Below are 13,015 nucleotides of genomic sequence, written 5' to 3' on the forward strand. Positions count from 1 at the left end.
AGGTCAGACGGGCAGCCCCTGAAGCGGCAGGCGCGGGTGGCTGGTGCTGCCGAAATCCGACGGTTTCTTCACATGCGGAAAGAGCGACAGGAAGAGCGCCAGCATGTTGGGGCCCATGGCGCGCTCGAACCCGGGGCCGGGATGGAAGCTTTCGACCTCGATGCCCGAGGCGCGCAGGATGGCATGGCGGCGCAGGCAGAGGTGATAGACCGTCACGGGCCGGGGCGGCACAAGTTCGATCACGTTCATGCCGTCGACGAGGTCGCTGGCCGGTGTCAGCACGCGTTCGCGGCCGAAGCTGTCGCGCAGGCCGGGCGGGCGGGCGAGGATGCGGGCGCCGGGGCCGGCGGTGAGGTTTGCCTCGGGCCGGCCCAGCCCGAAGGAGTCGGGCATGATCCGGGTCAGGCGGCAGGCGGTCTGGTCGACGCCGAGCGCGGCGGGAACAAGGGTCATCGACCCGATCCAGAGCACGCGGGAAGGACCGTGATCGGCGGTGGACACGCTCATGCCCGGTTCGAGATCCTGCACGGCGACCTGCCCGGAGGGCGTCTGCAGCAGCGTACCATGGGAAAAGGCGGAGAACGCGCTGTCGAAGATCGGAGCGGCCGGCGCGATCTGTTCGGTCCAACAGGGCGATCCGTCCGGGCGCAGGTAGGCCATCTGGAACTTGCGCATCTGGCGCGGCGACCTGGCGGCGGGAGGGACGTGCGCCGGGCCGGTGCGACCGGGGGTGCCATCTGTGTTGCGCGCCACCGAGAGAGGGGCGGCGATTGTCGGGGTGCCCATGGTGCGATCCTTTTTAGGATCATCACAACCGCGTCGGCCCCCACCGACAACGACAGAGGGATGGTCCGTCATGTGCGTTATGGGCTCAATAAAGGCGGAAACAGCGAATTGTAGTCAAATTTGGGCGGGTATTGTCAGACGTGACCGAACAATTTCCCGAAACCCGGCGATATTGTCTGCAGGGGCGGGACCGACCCGCCACAATTCAATCCAGGGAGTGGTTCGAATCAACAATGGCCACCCCTTGGAAAGAGGCGGCCATCGGCGGTGTCCGGGGATCGGGGCGTGGTGTGGATCAGGCGATCCGAAGCGCAGACGGCTTGGGGGCCACGCGGTTGGCGTAGCGCACCCGGCGCGAGAACGGCAGGTCCGGGGTGTCCTGCTGGCTTGTTTCGATCAGGGATTTCATCCAGCGCTTCTTCATGGTCTTTCCTCTCAACTTTTTCTGCCTCGCCGCCTTTTGGGGCGTGTTGTTCTGATGCCCTCATATTCCCCCCGGTTTGGGGCCATGGTTGGGCGTCGCGACAAAAATTTTTAAAATTTTTGGGGTGGCGCGGGCTGGAATGTGGTCGACCCGTCCCAATCGTGCAGGTTCAGTGAAACAAGGCTATTCGCGAGGCCTGCGTCATCAATCCGGGGTGTATCGGGTCGATTGTTTCCAGAATTGAGGCAATCTTGTGGGCGCACTTGCCCAGATCGCGACAGAATTGGGCCGGCTCGGGTATGACCAAAGCCTAAAGGCGGATGGCGGAGATCAGGCGGCCGTAGTCGGCCTCGCCCTTGTGCGTGGCGCGGCGAAAGGAAAAGAAGCGGTCGGCGTCGCTGTAGGTGCAGTGCCGTGTCCAGCTGGCGTCACCCACGCCTGCGGAACGCAGGCGGTGCAGGCCGAAGCCGGGCAGGTCGAACTGGTACTTGCCGGGCTTGCCATTGGTGAAAAAGCGGGTGTTGTCGGGGTTGTCGTCGGCGAAGCGTTCGAAGAATTCGGTGCCCACCTCGTAGGCGGGCTGGCTGATCGAGGGGCCGATGACGGCGGTGGTCCTGGCGCGGTCGGCACCGAGGGTTTCCATCGCGTCGAGGGTGGATTCAAGGATGCCGTCGAAGGCCCCGCGCCAGCCGGCATGGGCCGCGCCGATCACCCCGGCCTTGCGGTCGGCAAAGAGCACCGGCTGGCAATCGGCGGTGAGGATCGCCAGCGCAAGGCCTGGCGTGGCGGTGACGATGGCGTCGGCCTTTGGCCGGCTGTCGGAGGGGCCGGTGGCGAGATGCACATCGGTGGAATGGGTCTGGTGGGCGGTGACGAGGTGATCCTCGGGCACGCCCATCGCATGGGCGACGCGGGCCCGGTTGATCGTCACGATCTCGGACTGGTCTGACGAGCCCTGGCCGCAGTTCAGCCCGTGGAACACGCCGGAAGACGCCCCACCCTTGCGGGTAAAGAAGCCGTGGGTGACAGGTGCGAGGCTGTCGTCGGTGAGGATTTCCAGCGTCATGGGTCCAGTCCGGGTGGGGGTGCGGCACCCTCGGGATAGAGCGCCATCACCTTGAAGAGCGTCCCCATTTCATCCCGCCCGGTCAAGCGGTGAAACGCGGCATGATGTGCCTGGAGCATAGGGCCGCTCATTTGCGTGGCAAGGGCCTCGGCCCGTTGGGTGATGCCGAGGCGCGAGAGAAAGAGCGCCTGCGGCGCGAGGCGCGTGGTCTTGCAGGTGCCGCGGGCGGCGTCGGCCAGCGCCTCGAAATCGACGTGGGCCGAGAGGTCGGCCATGCCCGGCGCGGCGAGGATGTCGGCGCGGTCGTGGCCTTGCACGGCTTGCAACGTGTCGCCGAGCGAGCGCCAGTCGCCGTAGTCGATGACGAGCGCCGCGCCGCCATGCGCCCCGATGCGGCGGGCCAGCGCGTCGATGACCGAGGCGGCCGCGGGGCAGGTCTCGACGATGTCGCCCTGGGATGTGTCTTCGAGCCTGTGGGCGAGGGCCGGTTCGATGCGTTTCGGGCTGAGGCCGAGGGAAAGGGTGCCCTCGGCCAGCCCGACGACACGCTCGCTCCAGCCGTCGCCCTTCCGCTGGAACTGGCGGACGGGCAGCGCGTCGAAGAATTCGTTGGCGATCGAGAGCGTGGGAAGGGCGGGCAGGGTGTCGGCGCTGTCATGCCAGGTTGGGGCATGGGCGGAAAGGGTTTCGGACTGGTGGTCGCGCAGGGCGGGGGACGTTTCCACCAGGTGCAATTGCAGGGCGTCGTGAAAGCCCGGGACGCCGCGCGTGGCGCGCAGGGCGTCGGCCATCAGGGTGCCACGGCCGGGGCCGAGTTCGACCATTGCGACGGGGTTGGGTGCCCCCTGATCGAGCCATGTCTGGGCGAGGCAGAGGCCGACGAGTTCGCCGAACATCTGGCTGATCTCGGGGGCGGTGATGAAGTCGCCCTGTTCACCGAACGGATCGCGGGTGGCATAGTATCCATGTTCGGGGTGCATCAGGCAGGCGGCCATGAACGCGTCGAGGCGCATGGGGCCGCTTGCCGTGATTTCGGCTTGGAGGATGTCCGCGAGCGCGGTCATCCGGTGGCGGTGGAACGGGCGTGCTTGCGGTAGGCCAGAACCAGCGTGATGAGCCCCATCGCGATCATCGGGATGCAAAGGATCTGGCCCATCGTCAGGCCGTAGCCGTTCACGTGCCACGCCAGGCCCAGCGGATTGCCGGGGCTGACGAACTGCGCGTCGGGCTGGCGGACGAATTCGACGATGAAGCGCCCGATGCCGTAGCCGGCAAAGAAGATGCCGGTGGCGGCACCCACGCGCTTCAGCAGGCCGCGGCGGAACACGAGGTAGAGCAGGATCGCGCCGAGGATCAGCCCTTCGAGCGCGGCCTCGTAGAGTTGCGAGGGGTGGCGGGCACAGATGCCGACGGCCACACCGGCGCAGTCCTGCGCCGCAGCACCGGGGAAGATCACGCCCCAGGGCAGGTCGGTGGGGCGGCCCCACAGCTCGGCGTTGATGAAGTTGGCGATGCGGCCCAGCAGCAGGCCTACGGGGGTGACCGCACAGAGGATATCGGCCACGGTCAGCCAGCGGATGCCCTGCAGCTTGGAATAGGTGATGCAGGCGATGATGACGCCCAGAAGCCCGCCGTGGAACGACATGCCGCCCTGCCAGATCAGCAGGATCTCGGCCGGGTTCTGCAGGTAATACATCGGCTGGTAAAAGAGCACGAAGCCCAGCCGCCCGCCCAGGATGACGCCGAAGATGACCCACGTGGCCAGATCCTCGACCTGTTTCACGGTCATGGGCGCCACGTTGTCCTTCCACAGGTGGGGGCGGTTCACGGCCATCACGACCAGCCGCCAGCCGAACAGGATGCCCGCGATGTAGGACAGGGCGTACCAGCGCAGGGCGATCTCGAACCCGAATACGGTGAACGAGAAAAGCTCGGACGAGATGTCGGGGAAGGGGATCGCTGCTTTCATGGGCGCCGTTCTGCTGTTGGGTCGCGGCGAAGTCAACCTTGCCCCGACGCGGTTTGGTGCCCATATAGAGGTCAAGTGTAACGGAAGGTAGAGCGATATGCAGACGCGCAACAAGGTTCTGGACGATATCAGCCAGCTGATGACGAACGCCATGGGCGTGGCGCAGGGCGCCAAGCAGGAGGCCGAGACGGCGATGTCGTCGATGGTGGACCGCTGGCTGGCCGACCGCGATTTCGTCACCCGCGAGGAGTTCGACGCGGTGCGCGCCATGGCGCAGAAGGCCCGCGAGGAGAACGAGGCGCTCAAGGCGCGGCTGGACGCGCTGGAGAAAGGCGCGAAGTAAGGCCTCTTTGAAAGGCTGGAACATGTGGCGCGGTTCGGCAACGAGCCGCGCTTTTTCGTGTGGGTGGGACAACTTCGCCGGGCGGTGGGGAAAGCGGATTCAAGGTTCCGGATATGGCTTGGGAGCATAAGGTGTCTGCGCGGAGATGCTGACGGCGCATGCGCTGGCGATGGAGGTCGATGGCGGGTTCCTGAACCGGCAGTTCAAGGCGTGGACCGCAAAGGTCGGCGCCGAGATTGACGCCTATTGCAAGGAGATGGGGCTGGACGCGGAGACGCGGGCAGAGGTGGGTTTTCACCCACCCTACGCGGTTCCGGAAAGCTTGATTGCCGGTAAGTTTCCGCGCCTCGGCTGGCAGGATTTCGGCACGATGCTGCTGACGGGCCGCGGTTCGGCGTCTTCGGGAAATCGATATGGAACACGTGGCGCGGTGGCTGCATTTCCCCTCAGATCCACGCGGGCCGACCGTCCGCAAAACTGAAAAGGAGGATCCGAGATGAAAACGACCCTTACTTCCACGCTGGCCATTCTGGCCTTGGCAACCGCACCTGTCATGACCTTCGCCGCGAGCGACGAGGCGAACAAGGTCGAGACGGAAAACGAAGCAAGCGTGACGGAACAAGCTGGCGATACGGTCTATGCGATCGGTGAGAGCGCGACCGACACGGCACAGGCCGGGGTCGATGCCGTTGGTGGCGTGGCCGAAGACGCCTATGGCGCCGCAAGCGACGTTTCGGCGGAACTCGACGCAGCCCTGACCGGCGACGCGAAGGTTTATACCACCGATGGTGAGCTGATCGGCACGTATAACGATGCGGACTCGCAAGGCAGCATCGCAGTCGTCGACCTAGACGGCGAGATGGAAGGCGCAGATGACCGGGCCGTCGAACGGGCTGGCATTCCGCTGAACGCCCTGATGGTCGGTAACGACGGCGGCGTGACCGTCAACATGACCAAGGCCGAGTTCGAGACCGCGCTGAAGGCGCAGGCGAGCACGACCTCGGGCGGCTAAGACCTGCGATATAGAGAGGAATTCACGGAAATGGCTGCCTTCTGGCAGCCATTTTCATTTTGACGAGCCCGCTTTTGATCGCGGTAGACCGCGGGCGCAAGCGCAAGGGCCATCGGTATAAGAGGTCCCGGATCAAGTCCGGGACGGCGGCGGGGTGAAGCAGGCTCATACGCACCCATCGCTTGATGAAATTTTCATGTCATCCACAACTTATTGCGGTTATCCCCAAGAAATAGCTTTACAGGTCGCAAATCCCCCCTCACCATATCTTGTAGGAAAAGCGGGAATGAACCCCTTTCCTAGAGCAGGCAGCTAGCGTTTGGGGCGCTGCCAGCCCCCGCTACAACACACGAGGTGGCGCCATGGCACTTTCCGAGCAATACTTTTCAGAAGACCTTCATCCCATCGACATCGTCGAACACCTGGCCGAGCATCACGACTGGGATTTCGACCGGATCGGCGACGACCAGATCGCCATGGCTGTGGAAGGACAGTGGCGGACCTATTCGATCACGCTGGCCTGGTCGGCCTATGACGAGACGCTGCGCATGGTCTGTACCTTCGAGATGGAGCCGCCCGAGGACAAGCTGCCGGCGCTTTACCACGTGCTGAACGACGTGAATGACCAGTGCTGGGCAGGCGCCTTTACCTTCTGGGCCGAGCAGCAGTTGATGGTCTATCGCTACGGGTTGGTGATGACGGGCGCGCAGGCGATCAGCCCCGAGCAGATCGACACGCTGATCGGCGCGGCGGTGATGAGCGCCGAACGGTTCTACCCGGCGCTGCAACTGGTGGTTTGGGGCGACCGAAGCCCGAAAGAGGCGCTGCAGATTGCCATCGGCGAGGCGTATGGTCGGGCCTGACGGCGCACAATTTTAAGGCGAACGGGGCGTGCCGGGTGGCGCGCCCTTTTTCTTTTGCGCGAGGTGCGGCCGAGGTTGGCGCTGGCGTATTGCAGGGACGCAATGTGCGGACTATCAACCCGGGTAAAGACAAGGAATGAAGGGACGCACCGGGATGGATATGCAGCACGTGGCCGACAAGGGCCTGGTCCTGTTGGGCTGTGGCAAGATGGGGTCGGCGATGCTGGCCGGGTGGCTGGAGCGCGACTTGCCGCCCGGGTCCGTCTGGGTGATCGACCCCAAGCCGTCGGACTGGCTGAAGGGGACGGGCGTGCACCTGAACGCGGAGTTGCCCGAGCATCCGGCCATCGTGCTGATCGCCGTCAAGCCGCAGATGATGGGCGAGGCGCTGCCCACCATCGCGGCGATGGGCGGGGGCGGGACGCTGTTCGTGTCGGTCGCGGCGGGCACGCCGATCGAGGCGTTCGAGGCGGCGTTCGGCAGTGACAGCCCGATCATCCGCGCCATGCCCAACACCCCCGCCGCCGTGGGCCGGGGCATCACCGCTATCGTCGGCAATGACGAGGTGAGCGGCGACCAGATGGACCTGGCCGAGGCGTTGCTGAAAGCCGTGGGGCAGGTGGTGCGGCTGGAGGGCGAGCACCAGATGGACGCGGTCACGGGCGTGTCGGGATCTGGCCCGGCTTACGTGTTTCACATGATCGAATGCATGGCCAGGGCGGGCGAGGCCGAGGGCCTGGCTCCGGAATTGGCGATGCAGTTGGCGCAGGCAACGGTGGCGGGCGCGGGCGCGCTGGCCGAGTCGGCGGACGAGACGCCGGCGCAGTTGCGCGAGAACGTCACCAGCCCCAACGGCACGACGCAGGCGGGGCTGGAAGTGCTGATGGACGAAGACACCGGCCTGCCGCCGCTGATGGCCGCGACGGTGAAGGCTGCCGCTGACCGTTCGAAGGAGTTGCGCCGTGGCTGACGAGATCACGTTCGACGACTTCCTGAAGGTGGACATCCGGGTGGGCAAGATTACGCGGGCCGAGCCGTTTCCCGAGGCGAAGAAGCCCGCGATCAAGCTGTGGGTCGATTTCGGAGAGGAGCTGGGCGAGAAGAAAAGCTCGGCGCAGATCACCAAGCACTACGACCCCGAGGGCCTGGTGGGTAAACAGGTGATGGCGGTGGTGAACTTTCCGCCACGCCAGATCGGGCCGGTGATGTCCGAGGTGCTGGTGCTGGGCGTGAGCGACGCGGAGGGAGGCATCGTGCTGCTCTCGCCCGATCTGGATGTGCCTCTCGGAGGGCGGATGCATTGAAACGTGTCTATTTCACGCGGCCCCTGCCAGAAAGCGTGGCGGACATGGCACGCGAGCATTTCGAGGTCGAGATGCGGGAAGAGAACACGCCGCTGAAGATCGGGCAGATGCGGGCGGCGCTGAACCTCTATGACGGTGTCCTGATGATGTTCGGCGACACGTTTTCGTCTGAGGTGTTCCGCGAGGCGCAGAACCCGCGGTGCAAGGTGCTGGCGAATTACGGCGTGGGGATCAACCATATCGACCTGGCCGCGGCGCGGTCGGCGGGGGTGCATGTGACCAACGTGCCGGGGGCCGTCACCGATGCCACGGCGGATATCGGCATGACGCTGATCATGATGAGCGCGCGGCGCGCCGGAGAAGGCGAGCGGATGGTGCGGGCGGGCAAGTGGCCCGGCTGGAACCCGACGCAACTGCTGGGCACGCATGTGACGGGCAAGACCGTGGGGATCATCGGGATGGGCCGGATCGGCGGGGCGATTGCGCAGCGCTGTCACCACGGGTTCGGGATGGACGTGATCTATACCGCGCGCAGCGACAAGGATCCGGGATTTCCATGCGAGCGCGTGGAGTTGCAAGACCTGTTGGCCCGCGCGGATTTCGCGGTGGTGTCGGTGCCGGTCAGCCCGGAGACGCGTCACCTGATCGATGCGGAGGCGATTGCATTGATGCCGAGGCACGCGCATCTGATCAACATCGCGCGGGGCGACATCGTGGACGAGGCCGCGCTGATCAACGCCTTGCAGGAAGGGCGGATCAGGGGCGCGGGGCTGGACGTGTTCGAGAATGAGCCGGAGGTGCCGGAGACGCTGAAGGCGCTGGAGAACGTGGTGCTGCTGCCGCATATGGGCACCTCGACATTGGAAGTGCGCGAGAAGATGGGGCGCGTGGCGGTGGAGAACCTGCGCGCGGCACTGGCCGGGGAGACACCGCCGAACCTGGTGAATTGACGGGGCATGGCGGTGGGGTGAAACCCCACCCTACGGGCGCGAAGAGTGGAGGCGAAGGGCGGTGGGGTGAAACCCCACCCTACATGGCCTGAAGCGCGAAGATCGGCAGGCTGGCGCCGAGGCACATGATGGCGACCCCGAGGCAGGCCAGCACCCCGTCGCGCACGATGATCGCCGTGGCAAAGAAGATCGTTGCCATGCCGAGGACCGAGGACGAGAACGGTACGATCTCGAGGAAGACCATCAGAACGCCACAGAGCACGCAGAGCGCCTGGTAGAGCTTGCGGAAGGGCCTGGTCATCAGGGGCCTGAGGCGCGGGCGGGTGATCGCGTCGATCCTTTCGCCTATCCGGTGCAGGCGCCGGAGCGCGGCCAGCATCTTGCCGTTGCCAATGCTTCGGTTCATCACGAAGGCGGGCAGCCAGAGGTGATCGCGGCCCACCAGCATTTGCGCGGCGATGGAAGCGATGAGGAGGCCGCAGGCGCTGGAGAACAGGGGAATTCCGCTGAGCGGCGAGGCCACCAGCAGGGCGGGTACGCACATCGCGGTGGTGAAAGAGCTCTTGCCGAACGCCTCGATCATGCAGCGCAGCGTCACCTGATCCCTGTCGGTGGTGTCCTCCAGCCGGTCGATAATGGCGGTGATGGGTTTTGATGAAGTCTCGGGATGCGCCATGTCGTCTTTCACGGATTGATCTTGGGCCTTGATGACGCGCCGCGCGTCAGGTTGTAGAACGCCGCCACGTTGAGAGCGGTTCCCCGCGACGCAGGGTTTGCCGCCGCGTTTCACTTGACCTCGGGGCAGGGTTCTGGCGTGGTGGCCGCCACGTCGAGGGAGAGAGACATGTTCAAGCCTGCGATCACCGGCACGGGTGTTTTCACCCCGCAAGAGACCATCACCAACGACGAGCTGGTCATGGCCTTCAACGCCTATGCCAAGCGGTTCAACAAGGAGAACGCGGACGCCATCGCGGCGGGAGAGGTGGCGGCGAAAGAACCGTCTTCGACCGAGTTCATCGTCAATGCCTCGGGGATAGAGCAGCGCTACGTCATGGACAAGTCAGGCGTTCTGGACCCCGAGATCATGCATCCAAGGCTGCGGGCACGGTCCAATGACGAGCCGGGGATCATGGCGGAGATGGCGCTGGATGCCTGCGGCAAGGCACTGGCGCAGGCGGGGCGGGACGCGGGTGAGGTCGACCTGATCATCTGTGCGGCCAGCAACCATGAGCGGCCCTATCCGGCGGTGGCGATCGAAATCCAGCAGTTGCTGGGCGCGAACGGGTTCGCCTTTGACATGAACGTGGCGTGCTCCTCGGCCACGTTCGGTATCCAGGCGGCGGCCGACATGGTGCGTGCGGGCAGCGTGCGCTGTGCGATGGTGGTGAGCCCCGAGATCTGTTCAGGCCACCTGGAGTGGCGCGACCGGGATTGTCATTTCATTTTCGGGGACGTGTGCACGGCGCTGGTGATCGAGCGGGCGGAGGATGCCAAGGGTGCGCATTTCCTGGTGCATTCGACGCGCTGTGCCACGCAGTTTTCCAACAACATTCGCAACAACAACGGCTTTCTGCGGCGCACGCGGGACCCGGAACTGCAAGACCGGCGCGACATGCAGTTCGTGCAGGAGGGCCGGAAAGTGTTCAAGGAAGTGCTGCCGCTGGTCAGTTCGCATATCGCGCAGCACATGGCGGATGAGGGTGTAAACGCGGATCAGCTAAAGCGTTTGTGGCTGCATCAGGCCAACAAGACGATGAATGATTTCATCGGGCGCAAGGTGATGGGGCGGGTGCCCGAGGCGGCCGAGCAGCCGAATATCCTGCAGGATTATGCCAACACGTCGTCGGCAGGGTCGATCATTGCCTTCTCGAAATATTCCGACGACTTGCAGCCGGGCGATACCGGGCTGATCTGTTCGTTCGGGGCAGGCTACTCCGTCGGCTCGGTTCTGGTGGAGCGCGCCTAGACTTCGGGCGCGTTAGGCCGCGGGATCGCGGGCTGCTCGTCGGGATCGGCCTCGGGCGTCCACTCGGGATCCTGCCGCTTGATCCGCTGCGAGATCATGTAGCTGGTGGGCCAGGCCAGCAGGAAGCCTGCGACGGCGCCGGTCACGATGGTCCAAACGGTATAATAGCCCAGAGAAAACCCGGCGATCACGATGGCGCCGGTGATGAAGCTGCCGCTGAGAAGCGTGAGGTAGAGGGATAGGCGGTCCATGTCGGTCTCCTTTCCATTACGCAAGGGAAACGCAGGAGCGGAGGGCCGGGTTCCTTGAGCGAACCGCTGTGCGCGTCACTCGGCGCAGGTGGAGCCGGGGCCGGAGGCGTAGGACCAGTCGACGGCGCAGCCGGCCATGTCGACGGAAAAGTCGACGGTGTTGATGGCGTAGAGGGCGACCGCGACAATCGCGGCCACGCACAGAAAGAGGCCGAGAACGGTGTATTTCAGCGCCTTAGGCAAAGGGGCTTTCCGTGGGCACGGCATCGCCCGTGACCTCTCGCCAGTGGCGGCGGCAGAGGCTTTCGTAGGTCTCGTTCCCGCCGACCTGGATCTGGGCGCCGTCGGTCACCACGTTTCCCTGCGCGTCGCGGCGGATGACCATGGTGGCCTTCTTGCCGCAATGGCAGATGGTGCGGACCTCGCGCATCTCGTCGGCCAGCGCCAGAAGGGTGGCGGAACCTGGGAAGAGGTGGCCCTGGAAATCGACGCGCAGTCCGTAGCACATGACCGGCACGCCCAGGTCGTCGACCACACGGGCCAGTTGCCAGACCTGCGCCTCGGTCAGGAACTGCGCCTCGTCGACGAAGATGCAGGCCAGCGGACCTGTGGCCAGAACCGCTTCGAGGCGGGCAAACAGATCATCGTCGGCGGTGAAGGTGTCCGCTTCGGCCCCGATGCCGATACGCGAGCCGATGCGCGCGGGTCCGGCGCGATCATCGAGCGCGGCGGTCAGCAAATGGGTGTTCATGCCACGTTCGCGGTAGTTGTGGCTGGCCTGCAACAGCAGGGTCGACTTGCCGGCGTTCATCGTGGAGTAGTGGAAGTAGAGCTTGGCCATGGGCGGAGTTATCCGCATGACAGGCGTGGGATCAAGCCTGCCGCCGGGCAAGCGACGCCCGGAGTCGTAAGGTTTTCCACCATTGCGGCACCGGGGGGCAACCCGGATAACGGCGCGACCAAGGAAATGCGTGCGATGTCGAAAGCTGGATCATACCTCAAGAAACACACCGAGGCGCTGGTCAAGGATGTGGGCGTTGAGCCTGCGTGCGAGCTGACCGGCAAGTCCAAGGCGACGCTGGGGCGGTATTATTCGGACCACGAAGAACATGCCGACCGGTTTATGCCGGTCGACGCGGTGGCGGCTCTGGAGGCGGCGGCGTCCTATCCGCACGTGACGGCCGCGCTGGCGGAGCTGAACGGCACGCAGTTGAATTTCGACGACCGGCGACAGAATGACGGCGGATCGGGCGGGGTGAACTCGGACGTGATCGCGTTGTCGCAACGGTTCGCCATGCTGATGACAGAGTATCACCAGTCGATCCAGGACGGGGTGATCACGGTGAACGAGGCCAAGCGCCTGCTGAAGGAAACCAGTGCGTTGCAGCAGGTTCTGATCGATATGAAGCTGCACCTGGAAGACGGTAATATCTGAGCCGGACTGTCAACCGGCGCGGGCGGCGACGTGACCACGGAAGGTTTCGGCGGCGGTGACGCGCTTTGGATCCTCGTCAAGTCGAAGCCGAAACCAACGGCCGCCCCGCGCAGCGAACCGGTGTGGATGTCGGAGGACATCGCGTATCTGGTGCTGTAGGGCGGGCCGCGTTATGACGGCGTGAACCATTCGGAAGGGAGCCCCGTCATGACCGATATCACCCGCCATCACACCGCCGCCCGCATGAGCCAGATCGTGATCCACGGCGACACGATCTATCTGGCCGGGCAGGTGGGCAACCGCGGCGACAGCGTGGCCGACCAGACCCGCACCTGCCTTGAAAAGGTCGAGGCGCTTCTGGGTGAGGCCGGGTCGGACGCGACGCGCATGTTGCAATGCACGATCTGGCTGGCCGACATGGCCGATTTCGCCGAGATGAACGACGTGTGGGACAGCTGGGTGCCCGAAGGCCACGCCCCCGCGCGGGCCTGTGGCGAGGCGAAGCTTGCGCATCCTGAGTTGAAGGTGGAACTGCTGGTGACGGCGGCGGTCCGCAAGCGCGACGGCAAGTGACCTGACGGAGTGGCTACGCCACGCAGGTTTGATTGATTGGGGCTTGCCCCGAACGCAGAACCCAATGGGGGCC

The 13,015-nt window shown here is 64.9% G+C and carries 20 protein-coding genes; 11 read left to right on the plus strand and 9 right to left on the minus strand.

The window, feature by feature from the left end:
• Positions 1-3: 3 nt before the first annotated feature.
• From RBB18_RS17170 to lgt, 5 genes are all read right to left on the minus strand, one after another.
• On the minus strand, positions 4-786 hold the full coding sequence (locus RBB18_RS17170; RefSeq protein WP_103763312.1) for a Hint domain-containing protein: 783 nt from the start codon (positions 784-786) through the stop codon (positions 4-6).
• Between the two features lie 295 nt (positions 787-1,081).
• Positions 1,082-1,210, minus strand: coding sequence for a hypothetical protein (locus RBB18_RS17175; RefSeq protein WP_281255062.1), 129 nt, complete (start codon positions 1,208-1,210; stop codon positions 1,082-1,084).
• Positions 1,211-1,520: 310 nt separating this feature from the next.
• Complete coding sequence (gene pgeF, locus RBB18_RS17180; RefSeq protein WP_306111632.1) at positions 1,521-2,276, minus strand: peptidoglycan editing factor PgeF; 756 nt, start codon at positions 2,274-2,276, stop codon at positions 1,521-1,523.
• Positions 2,273-3,340: a class I SAM-dependent methyltransferase gene (locus RBB18_RS17185; protein WP_306111631.1), complete on the minus strand. Its 1,068-nt coding sequence runs from the start codon at positions 3,338-3,340 to the stop codon at positions 2,273-2,275. Before RBB18_RS17185 ends, pgeF begins: the two co-directional genes overlap by 4 nt.
• Positions 3,337-4,245, minus strand: a complete 909-nt coding sequence (lgt, locus tag RBB18_RS17190; protein ID WP_103763315.1) for a prolipoprotein diacylglyceryl transferase — start codon at positions 4,243-4,245, stop codon at positions 3,337-3,339. The genes RBB18_RS17185 and lgt overlap by 4 nt, the downstream gene beginning before the upstream one ends.
• A gap of 97 nt (positions 4,246-4,342) precedes the next feature.
• On the opposite strand from lgt, the gene RBB18_RS17195 reads away from it, so the two are divergent.
• From RBB18_RS17195 to RBB18_RS17225, 7 genes are all read left to right on the plus strand, one after another.
• Positions 4,343-4,588, plus strand: a complete 246-nt coding sequence (locus RBB18_RS17195; RefSeq protein ID WP_103763316.1) for an accessory factor UbiK family protein — start codon at positions 4,343-4,345, stop codon at positions 4,586-4,588.
• A 145-nt stretch (positions 4,589-4,733) separates the two neighbouring features.
• The gene (locus RBB18_RS17200) at positions 4,734-5,069 is read left to right on the plus strand and encodes a hypothetical protein (RefSeq protein ID WP_103763317.1); all 336 of its coding nucleotides are present in this window, start codon (positions 4,734-4,736) and stop codon (positions 5,067-5,069) included.
• A gap of 15 nt (positions 5,070-5,084) precedes the next feature.
• Positions 5,085-5,600, plus strand: coding sequence for a hypothetical protein (locus tag RBB18_RS17205; protein ID WP_306111630.1), 516 nt, complete (start codon positions 5,085-5,087; stop codon positions 5,598-5,600).
• 362 nt (positions 5,601-5,962) lie between these two features.
• A complete protein-coding gene (locus RBB18_RS17210) occupies positions 5,963-6,463 on the plus strand; it encodes a YbjN domain-containing protein (protein WP_274593035.1) in 501 nt (166 codons plus the stop codon).
• Positions 6,464-6,617: 154 nt separating this feature from the next.
• The gene (gene proC / locus RBB18_RS17215; protein ID WP_274593213.1) at positions 6,618-7,433 is read left to right on the plus strand and encodes a pyrroline-5-carboxylate reductase; all 816 of its coding nucleotides are present in this window, start codon (positions 6,618-6,620) and stop codon (positions 7,431-7,433) included.
• Positions 7,426-7,767, plus strand: coding sequence for a tRNA-binding protein (locus RBB18_RS17220; RefSeq protein WP_306111629.1), 342 nt, complete (start codon positions 7,426-7,428; stop codon positions 7,765-7,767). The genes proC and RBB18_RS17220 overlap by 8 nt, the downstream gene beginning before the upstream one ends.
• The gene (locus RBB18_RS17225) at positions 7,764-8,717 is read left to right on the plus strand and encodes a D-glycerate dehydrogenase (RefSeq protein ID WP_306111628.1); all 954 of its coding nucleotides are present in this window, start codon (positions 7,764-7,766) and stop codon (positions 8,715-8,717) included. The genes RBB18_RS17220 and RBB18_RS17225 overlap by 4 nt, the downstream gene beginning before the upstream one ends.
• 79 nt (positions 8,718-8,796) lie before the next feature.
• Here RBB18_RS17225 and RBB18_RS17230 read toward each other — a convergent pair whose 3' ends face one another.
• Positions 8,797-9,405 carry an exopolysaccharide biosynthesis protein gene (locus RBB18_RS17230; protein ID WP_245890478.1) on the minus strand — a complete coding sequence of 203 codons (609 nt, stop codon included), beginning with the start codon at positions 9,403-9,405 and terminating at the stop codon, positions 8,797-8,799.
• A gap of 156 nt (positions 9,406-9,561) precedes the next feature.
• Between RBB18_RS17230 and RBB18_RS17235 the strand changes: the two genes are divergently transcribed.
• Entirely contained in the window at positions 9,562-10,683 is a 1,122-nt protein-coding gene (locus RBB18_RS17235) for a beta-ketoacyl-ACP synthase III (RefSeq protein WP_103763322.1), read from the plus strand.
• Here the strand turns inward: RBB18_RS17235 and RBB18_RS17240 are convergent.
• From RBB18_RS17240 to RBB18_RS17250, 3 genes are all read right to left on the minus strand, one after another.
• Positions 10,680-10,934 carry a hypothetical protein gene (locus RBB18_RS17240; protein WP_103763323.1) on the minus strand — a complete coding sequence of 85 codons (255 nt, stop codon included), beginning with the start codon at positions 10,932-10,934 and terminating at the stop codon, positions 10,680-10,682. The genes RBB18_RS17235 and RBB18_RS17240 overlap by 4 nt on opposite strands.
• Before the next feature lie 75 nt (positions 10,935-11,009).
• Positions 11,010-11,177 carry a hypothetical protein gene (locus RBB18_RS17245; protein ID WP_170067196.1) on the minus strand — a complete coding sequence of 56 codons (168 nt, stop codon included), beginning with the start codon at positions 11,175-11,177 and terminating at the stop codon, positions 11,010-11,012.
• Positions 11,170-11,775, minus strand: a complete 606-nt coding sequence (locus RBB18_RS17250) for a thymidine kinase (protein WP_103763324.1) — start codon at positions 11,773-11,775, stop codon at positions 11,170-11,172. The genes RBB18_RS17245 and RBB18_RS17250 overlap by 8 nt, the downstream gene beginning before the upstream one ends.
• A 135-nt stretch (positions 11,776-11,910) precedes the next feature.
• Here RBB18_RS17250 and RBB18_RS17255 point away from each other — a divergent pair, with 135 nt between their 5' ends.
• Genes RBB18_RS17255 through RBB18_RS17265 form a run of 3 tightly spaced genes read left to right on the plus strand, consistent with a single transcriptional unit; the run spans position 11,911 to position 12,942 of the window.
• A complete protein-coding gene (locus RBB18_RS17255; protein WP_306111627.1) occupies positions 11,911-12,369 on the plus strand; it encodes a hypothetical protein in 459 nt (152 codons plus the stop codon).
• Positions 12,370-12,399: 30 nt separating this feature from the next.
• Positions 12,400-12,528, plus strand: a complete 129-nt coding sequence (locus RBB18_RS17260) for a hypothetical protein (RefSeq protein ID WP_281255063.1) — start codon at positions 12,400-12,402, stop codon at positions 12,526-12,528.
• Positions 12,529-12,576: 48 nt separating this feature from the next.
• Positions 12,577-12,942 (plus strand): RidA family protein, encoded by a 366-nt coding sequence (locus RBB18_RS17265; RefSeq protein ID WP_274593030.1) that lies wholly within the window; start codon positions 12,577-12,579, stop codon positions 12,940-12,942.
• The last annotated feature ends 73 nt before the right edge of the window (positions 12,943-13,015 follow it).

Source organism: Roseovarius sp. MMSF_3298, from assembly GCF_030733705.1.
Classification (GTDB): domain Bacteria; phylum Pseudomonadota; class Alphaproteobacteria; order Rhodobacterales; family Rhodobacteraceae; genus Roseovarius; species Roseovarius confluentis.